The organism is Streptomyces sp. Tue6028, assembly GCF_002300165.1.
Classification (GTDB): domain Bacteria; phylum Actinomycetota; class Actinomycetes; order Streptomycetales; family Streptomycetaceae; genus Streptomyces; species Streptomyces siamensis.
On sequence record NZ_MLCE01000030.1, the window covers coordinates 78206 to 85381 of the forward strand.

General features: G+C 74.0%; 6 protein-coding genes and 1 pseudogene. 5 read left to right on the forward strand and 2 right to left on the reverse strand.

Annotated elements, in window-relative coordinates:
• Positions 1–197: 197 nt before the first annotated feature.
• The 3 genes from BKI49_RS28665 (at position 198) to BKI49_RS28675 (ending at position 4060) form a co-directional block, all read left to right on the forward strand.
• A complete protein-coding gene (locus BKI49_RS28665; protein WP_095937167.1) occupies positions 198–1817 on the forward strand; it encodes a PucR family transcriptional regulator in 1620 nt (539 codons plus the stop codon).
• A 42-nt stretch (positions 1818–1859) separates the two neighbouring features.
• Complete coding sequence (locus BKI49_RS28670) at positions 1860–2795, forward strand: LysR family transcriptional regulator (protein ID WP_095937158.1); 936 nt, start codon at positions 1860–1862, stop codon at positions 2793–2795.
• 104 nt (positions 2796–2899) lie between these two features.
• Entirely contained in the window at positions 2900–4060 is a 1161-nt protein-coding gene (locus BKI49_RS28675; RefSeq protein ID WP_095937159.1) for an NAD-dependent formate dehydrogenase, read from the forward strand.
• Here the strand turns inward: BKI49_RS28675 and BKI49_RS28680 are convergent.
• Positions 4042–4608 carry a universal stress protein gene (locus BKI49_RS28680; protein WP_095937160.1) on the reverse strand — a complete coding sequence of 189 codons (567 nt, stop codon included), beginning with the start codon at positions 4606–4608 and terminating at the stop codon, positions 4042–4044. The two genes, BKI49_RS28675 and BKI49_RS28680, sit on opposite strands and share 19 nt — an antisense overlap.
• A 325-nt stretch (positions 4609–4933) precedes the next feature.
• Here BKI49_RS28680 and BKI49_RS28685 point away from each other — a divergent pair, with 325 nt between their 5' ends.
• Positions 4934–5281, forward strand: a complete 348-nt coding sequence (locus tag BKI49_RS28685; protein ID WP_095937161.1) for an SAV_915 family protein — start codon at positions 4934–4936, stop codon at positions 5279–5281.
• 13 nt (positions 5282–5294) lie between these two features.
• On the forward strand, positions 5295–6629 hold the full coding sequence (gene lysA, locus BKI49_RS28690; RefSeq protein ID WP_095937162.1) for a diaminopimelate decarboxylase: 1335 nt from the start codon (positions 5295–5297) through the stop codon (positions 6627–6629).
• A 166-nt stretch (positions 6630–6795) separates the two neighbouring features.
• Here the strand turns inward: lysA and BKI49_RS28695 are convergent.
• Positions 6796–7176: pseudogene (locus tag BKI49_RS28695) on the reverse strand (transposase); the annotation flags it as partial.

The following is a 7176-nucleotide window of genomic DNA, read 5'->3' on the forward strand; positions in this document are numbered from 1 at the left end:
ACGCGCACCGGGCCGGGACGACTGGTTCACAGCACGGAAACGCCGATGTTCCAGGGGCGAACCCTGGAGGATCAACCAAGAGGCATTCCGCTCACCTGGCCTGGCATTTACTATGCGAACACCTGCATCTGCCTGGTGAATGCGTGATGCAGCACGTCGGGGACCCTGCCCGGCGGCCGTACGAGGAGCCGGACCGCATGCACGTCGAACACCTCCTGCAGGACGAGTCTCTCGGCCTGCGCCTGCTCTGGGCCGAGAACCCCCTGCTGCGGCGGGAGATCAGCGGAGTCACCGTCACGGACCTGGAGGACCCCGCACGCTTCGTGCGGCCCGGCGAGGCCGTCCTCAGCGGGCTGGTGTGGTGGCGGCCGGAGAGCGGGCGGGACACCGCCGAGCGGTTCGTCGCCGCCCTGCGGAACGCGGACGCGGCCGTACTGCTGGCGGGCGAGGAGACGCACGGCGCGGTGCCCGGCGACCTCGTGGACGCCTGCGCCCGGCACGGCGTACCGGTGGCGGGAGTGCCCGCGCACATCATGTTCCGCGCGATCACGGAGACCGTGTACCTGCGCCAGTGGGGGGAACTGAGCCGGCGGCACGCCCTGCCCGACGCGATACGCAGCGGCCTGCACCGCCTCGTCGCCCGGGGCGCCGCGGCCGACGAGATCCTCGCGACCGCGTTCGCGCACCTCGGCGGCAGCACCGCCTACGTCGTCTCCGCGACCGGGCGCACCGTCGCGGCCACCGACGGCGCACCCGCGCTCCCGGCGGACCGGGCCGCCGCCCTGCCGGCCGGCGACACCGGGGCGACCGTGCCGGTGGAGACGGACTCCCTCTCGCCGTACGAGCGCTGGTATCTCCATCTGCCCGACGCCGACGCCGCCCCGCCGCGCCTGCTGCACGAGATCGCCGCCTTCCTGCGCCACTGCCAGGAGTCGCAGGCACGCCATCGCGCGGCACGGCGTCCGGCCGCGGACCGGCTGGGCGCCCTGCTCGCCGCGCCCGGTGCGGAACCGTCCGCGGTGCGGGCCGCCCTCGACGCCTGCGGCCTGACGGCCGAAGGGCCGCACCGCGTGCTCGTCGCGGACACCGGCGCACGGGACGAGGGGCTCGCCGACGGCCTGCGACACGACGGGCCGGCCGCGGGCCCGCAGGGCGCCGGGGGACCGCGACGCGAGAGGCCGGCCGAGGGTGCGCTCGCCGAGGCGGCCGCCCATGCCGCGGCGGGGCCCGCGGCCGTGGGACGGCTGCCCGACGGCGTCGCCTTCGCGGTGTTCCCCGACATGGGACCCGCCACCCTGGCCGACATCTGGCCGCTCGTCACCGCCTGCGCGCCGGACATCCCCCTGCACGCCGGGACCGGCTCACCCGCCCACGAGGCACAGCACCTCACGCACGCGGTGGCCGAGGCCCGCTACGCCCTGGCGTCCGCGCGGACCACCGCGCCGCACACCCCGTCCCTCACCGACGCCACCACGCTCACCACCCTCGGCACCCTGCTCACCGGAGTGCCCGCCGAGGTCCGCACCGCCTACAGCCGTGCCGTCCTCGGGCCGCTGCTGACCACCGTGAACGCCTCCACCGCCGCGCTGCTGCACACCCTGGAGACCTTCCTCGCCCACGACGGTTCCTGGGCGCGCACGGCCGAGGCACTGCACCTGCACGTCAACACCGTCCACTACCGCGTCCAGCGCATCGAGCACTTCACCGGCCGCGACCTGTCCCGCCTGTCCGACCGCCTCGACCTGTGGGCGGCCCTGCTGTGCCGCCCGGACGGCTCCGGTGCCGCGGCCACCACCGCGGGCGCCGGCCGGCCGTGACGACGAGACCCCGACCGCCATGCCCTCTCCCGGAGGCCGCGCATGCTGCTGCGCCAGCTGGAGTACCTCGTCGCGCTCGCGCGTGAGCGCCACTTCGCGCGGGCTGCCGCCGCCTGCTACGTCTCGCAGCCGTCGCTCTCCGCCGCGATCCGCCGCCTGGAGCGCGAACTGGACGTGCCGATCGTGCGGCGCGGCAGACGCTACGAGGGGCTGACCCCGGAGGGCGAGGTCGTCCTGGAGTGGGCGCACCGCATCCTGGCCGAACGCGACGGGCTGCGGCAGGAACTGTCCGCGCTGCGCGGCGCGTTGACCGGCGCGCTGCGCCTCGGCGTGGTCCCCACCGCACTGCCCGCCGCCTCCCTGCTCACCACCCCGTTCTGCGACCGCCACCCACGGGCCCGGGTCGCCGTCGAGTCGCTGTCCTCGGCCGCCATCGTCCAGGGACTGAGCGAGTTCGAGCTCGACGCGGCGATGACGTACCTGGACGACGACACACTGCGGCACATGCGCCGCCTGCCCCTGTACGAGGAGCGGTACGTGCTGCTCACCCCGGTCGGCGGACCGCTCGCCGGTGCCGCCCGGGCCGGCTGGGCCCAGGCCGCCGCACTGCCCCTGTGCCTGCTCAACTCCCGCATGCGCAACCGGCGGATCATCGACGAGTGCTTCGCCGCCGACGGCGCCACCGCCGCCCCGGCCATCGAGTCCGACAGCGTCGCCGGACTGTACGCGCATCTGCCCGGCGGGCGCTGGTCCAGCGTGGTCTCGCACGCGTGGCTGCACATGTTCGGCGTACCCGACGGGATGCGCGTGGTGCCGCTGGAAGGGCCGGCGCACGGACCGCGGGTCGGTCTCGTCGTCGCGCGCACCGAACCGCCGTCGGTCCTCGCGGAGGAACTCGTGAAGGTGGCCCGGGGAGCGGGCGTGCGGGACGCGCTCGACGCCCTGCTGCGCGCCCACCTGGGCGGCGGGCACGGGTGATAGACGCGGGCTGTCCCGCCATAGCGAGATTCGCTTTGACCGGCCTCCTCGGCCCCGAGGATCGTGAACCGCGTTGTCCCACAACGAAGTTGAGGAGCCGTGAGATGGCCAAGGTGCTCTGCGTCCTGTACGACGACCCGACCGACGGATACCCGACCTCGTACGCCCGTGACGACCTCCCCGCGATCGACCACTACCCCGGCGGCCAGACCGCGCCGACGCCCGGAACCGTCGACTTCACCCCCGGTCACCTGCTCGGCAGCGTCTCCGGCGAGCTCGGCCTGCGCCGCTTCCTGGAGGACGCCGGCCACACCCTCGTCGTCACCTCCGACAAGGACGGCGACGGTTCCGTCTTCGACAGCGAACTGCCCGACGCGGACGTCGTGATCTCCCAGCCGTTCTGGCCCGCCTACCTGACACCCGACCGCATCGCCGCCGCCAAGAACCTGAAGCTCGCGATCACCGCGGGCATCGGCTCCGACCACGTCGACCTGGACGCCGCCATCGCCCACGGGGTGACGGTGGCGGAGGTGACCTACTGCAACAGCATCAGCGTCGCCGAGCACGTGGTGATGACGACACTGGCGCTCGTCCGCAACTACCTGCCCTCCCACCGCGTCGTGCTCGACGGCGGCTGGAACATCGCGGACTGCGTGGCCCGTTCGTACGACCTGGAGGGCATGCACGTCGGCACGGTGGCCGCCGGACGCATCGGACTCGCGGTGCTGCGCCGGCTCGCCCCCTTCGACGTGCGGCTGCACTACACCGACCGGCACCGGCTGCCGGTCGCCGTCGAGGAGGAACTGGGGCTGACCTTCCACGAGAGCGCCGCCGCCATGGTGCCGCACTGCGACGTCGTGACGGTCAACGCACCTCTGCACCCGGAGACGGAGGGCCTGTTCGGGGACGAGCTGATCGCCACGATGAAGCGCGGCGCCTACCTCGTCAACACGGCACGGGCCCGGATCGTCGACCGGGACGCCGTCGAACGGGCGCTGCGCGGCGGGCAACTGGCCGGATACGCGGGCGACGTGTGGTTCCCGCAACCCGCCCCCGCCGACCACCCCTGGCGCACGATGCCGCACCACGGCATGACCCCGCACATCTCCGGCTCCTCGCTCTCGGCCCAGGCCCGGTACGCGGCGGGCACCCGGGAGATCCTCGAATCCTGGTTCGCCGGGCGGCCGATCCGGGACGAGTACCTGATCGTGGACGGCGGAGCCCTGGCCGGTGCCGGAGCGCACTCCTACTCGGTCGGCGGCTGAGCCGCCCCGGACTCCACCCCCAGCTCCCGGGTGTCCAGGCGCAGCCGCCACAGATTGCGGCGGTGGACGGCCGCGAACTCCGCCTCCAGCGGGGACGGCGGCACCGCCAGCACCGCGCAGCCGGCATGCGCGAGGCAGTAGCGGCCGACCGAGGAGCACAGGGCGCGGTGCAGCAGGCCGCGCCGTCCCGCGCCGACCACGAGGAGGTCGTCCTCGTGGTCGGCGATCCCGACCAGCGCCGGCCCGGGGGCGCCCCGGGCGACGAGCGCGCGCAGGGCGACGTCCGGCCCGCCGCCGAACACCTCGTCGAGCGCGGTGACCAGCCGTTCCCGGGCCAGCCGCTGCCAGTCCTGGACACTCGGGGAGGCGGCCGGCACCCGCCGGGCGCCCAGGTCCCCGCCGGGCGGTTCCCAGGCCAGAACCGGCCACAGTTCGGCGCCCCGCCGCCGCGCCTCGCCGGCGGCCCGGCACAGCGCGGTGAGACTCCCCAGCGAGCCGCTCACCCCGACCACGACACGGGCGGCCGGGGGCGCGTCGGACTCGGACATCACTCCACCGTTCCTCACCCGCCCGCGCGGTCACGCGCGGGCGGTTCTCGTCGGATCACCCTCCATCACACTCCTGCCCGCACGCCCCCGAACAGCCCGGACGGCACTTCTTGGCACGCCTCTGACGGCGCGGGGCGGGCCGCGCGCGGGGTGCCGTCAGCGTCCCGTCAGCGTTGGCCGGATCGCCGTCAGCATCCCGTCAGGGAACACCCCGAAGCCGGGGAAGACGGGCATAACGTCATCGGTGAGCCCCGGCCCGCGTCCTCGCGGCCGGGGCGCTCAGGCTCCTCATCACAACCACCCCGGATCCTCCAGGAGGCATCCCATGGCACAACCTCTGAGCGGCGAAGACCCCGAACCCTGCGATCGCTTCCCGGCCGGCCCCCTGTTCGTCCCGGTCCGGCCGGGCCCCTCGGGCTGCGCCGCCCGGCTGTTCCGCACCCCCCTGGGCGACCGAACGGCCGTCGGCTTCACCTCCGCGCACCGGCTCACCACGACACTCGGCCCCGGCCAGGCGTGGATCAGACTCGCCGAACCCGCGCTGCGCGCACTGAGCGCCCCGCTCGGCGTCACCACCGTCACGGTGGACCCGCAGTTCTGCGCCCCGGCACCCGCCCCGCTCCGTCCACCCCTTCGCGAACCGGCCACGGCCGCCGCCGTACGGATCGGCTGAGGAGGCCAGCACGATGACCACCGTGCACGAACCCGCCCTGCACACCACCGCCGACGAGCTGTCGGTGTGGCCCGCCTCCACCACCGAGCCCCGTGCGGGCGACCTGGCGGTGGGCGGCGTACCGCTCGCCGAGATCGCCGACCGCTTCGGCACACCCGTCTACATCCTGGACGAGAGCGAGGTGCGCGAGCGCTGCCGCACCTACCGGCACGCCTTCCCCGACGCTGAAGTCCTGTACGCGGCCAAGGCGTTCCTGTGCCGGGCCATGGTCCACTGGGTCGGCGAGGAGGGGCTCGGCCTCGACGTCTGCTCCGCCGGCGAACTGGAACTCGCCGTCACCACCGGCTTCCCCGCCGAACGCATCCTGCTGCACGGCAACGCCAAGTCACCGCGCGACCTGGAGCTGGCCCTGCGCCTCGGCGTGGGTCGCATCGTGATCGACAGTCCGTCGGAGATCGCCCGGCTCGCCGCGGCGGTCGGCCCCGGCCGCCGCCAGAAGGTGATGGTCCGCGTGGTGCCGGGCATCAGCGCCGGCGGCCACGACAAGATCCGCACCGGCACCGAGGACCAGAAGTTCGGCATGTCCCTCCGCGACGGCTACGCCCAGCACGCCATCGCCCGCATACTCGACCAGCCCCGGCTCGAACTCACCGGTCTGCACTGCCACTTGGGCTCGCAGATCACCACCGTCAAGCCGTATCTCGCGGCCGTGCGCCGACTGGTGGGACTGATGGCCCGGCTGCACGGGCAGCACGGACTCGTGCTGCCCGAACTCGACCTGGGCGGCGGGCACGGCATCGCCTACCGCCCCGGCGAACCGGCCCTCGACCTCACCGCGCTGGCGCGGCAGGTGCGCGCCGAACTGACCGCGGGGTGCGCCGCGGCCGGACTGCCCGTACCCCGCCTGATCATCGAGCCGGGCCGGGCCGTCGTGGGACCGGCCGGGGTCGCCGTGTACCACGTGCTCTCCGTCAAACACACCGGCGAGCACACCTTCGTGGCCGTGGACGGCGGCATGAGCGACAATCCGCGGCCCGCGCTGTACGGGGTGCCGTACGCGCCGCGCCTGATCGGCCGGCACAGCGCCGCGGCCGCCGCCCCGGTGACCGTGGTCGGACGGCACTGCGAGGCCGGCGACGTCCTCGCCGCCGACGTCGCGCTGCCCGCCGACGTACGCCCCGGCGACCTGCTCGCGGTGCCCGTCGCGGGCGCCTACCACCTGTCCATGGCCTCCGGGTACAACATGGTCGGCCGCCCGCCCGTCGCCGCCGTCCACGCGGGCCACGCCCGACTCCTCGTACGCCGCGAGTCCCTGGACGACATCCGCAGCCGCGACGTCGGCCTCTAGGGGCCGCTGCCGGGAGCCCGTCCGCCGACGCCCCTAGTAGTGCTTCGTTAGGTTGTGGGTTGTCTGCGGCTGCTCCGGGGGTTGGGCAGGGGGCGTCCGCAGGTGGTGCAGGTGCCGGTCCAGCACCTCAGCAGGTCCTGAAGAACGTCGAGGACCTGATAGAGGGTCAGGCCGGTGTGCGGACTTTTGGGTCGAGCCGCCTGAGAGTGAGGAATGCCTGGGCGGCGGTGACGAGGGTGACATGGTGGTGCCAGCCGCGCCAGGTGCGGCCCTCGAAGTGGTCCAGCCCGAGCCCGTGTTTGAGCTCGCGGTAGTCGTGCTCGATCCGCCAGCGCATTTTCGCCCATCGCACCAGGTCAGCGGCCGGTGTGGTGGCGGGCAGGTTCGATATCCAGTAGTCCGTGGGAATGTCATGGCCGTCCGGCCATTCGACGAGGAGTGTCTGGACGGGCAGGACGCCGTCCCATCGGTTGCGGCCGCCGCCGCCTCCTGGGCTGCGGCCAGGGACTGCTTGCCCGCAGGCCGCACTGTCAGCACCGCGAATCGT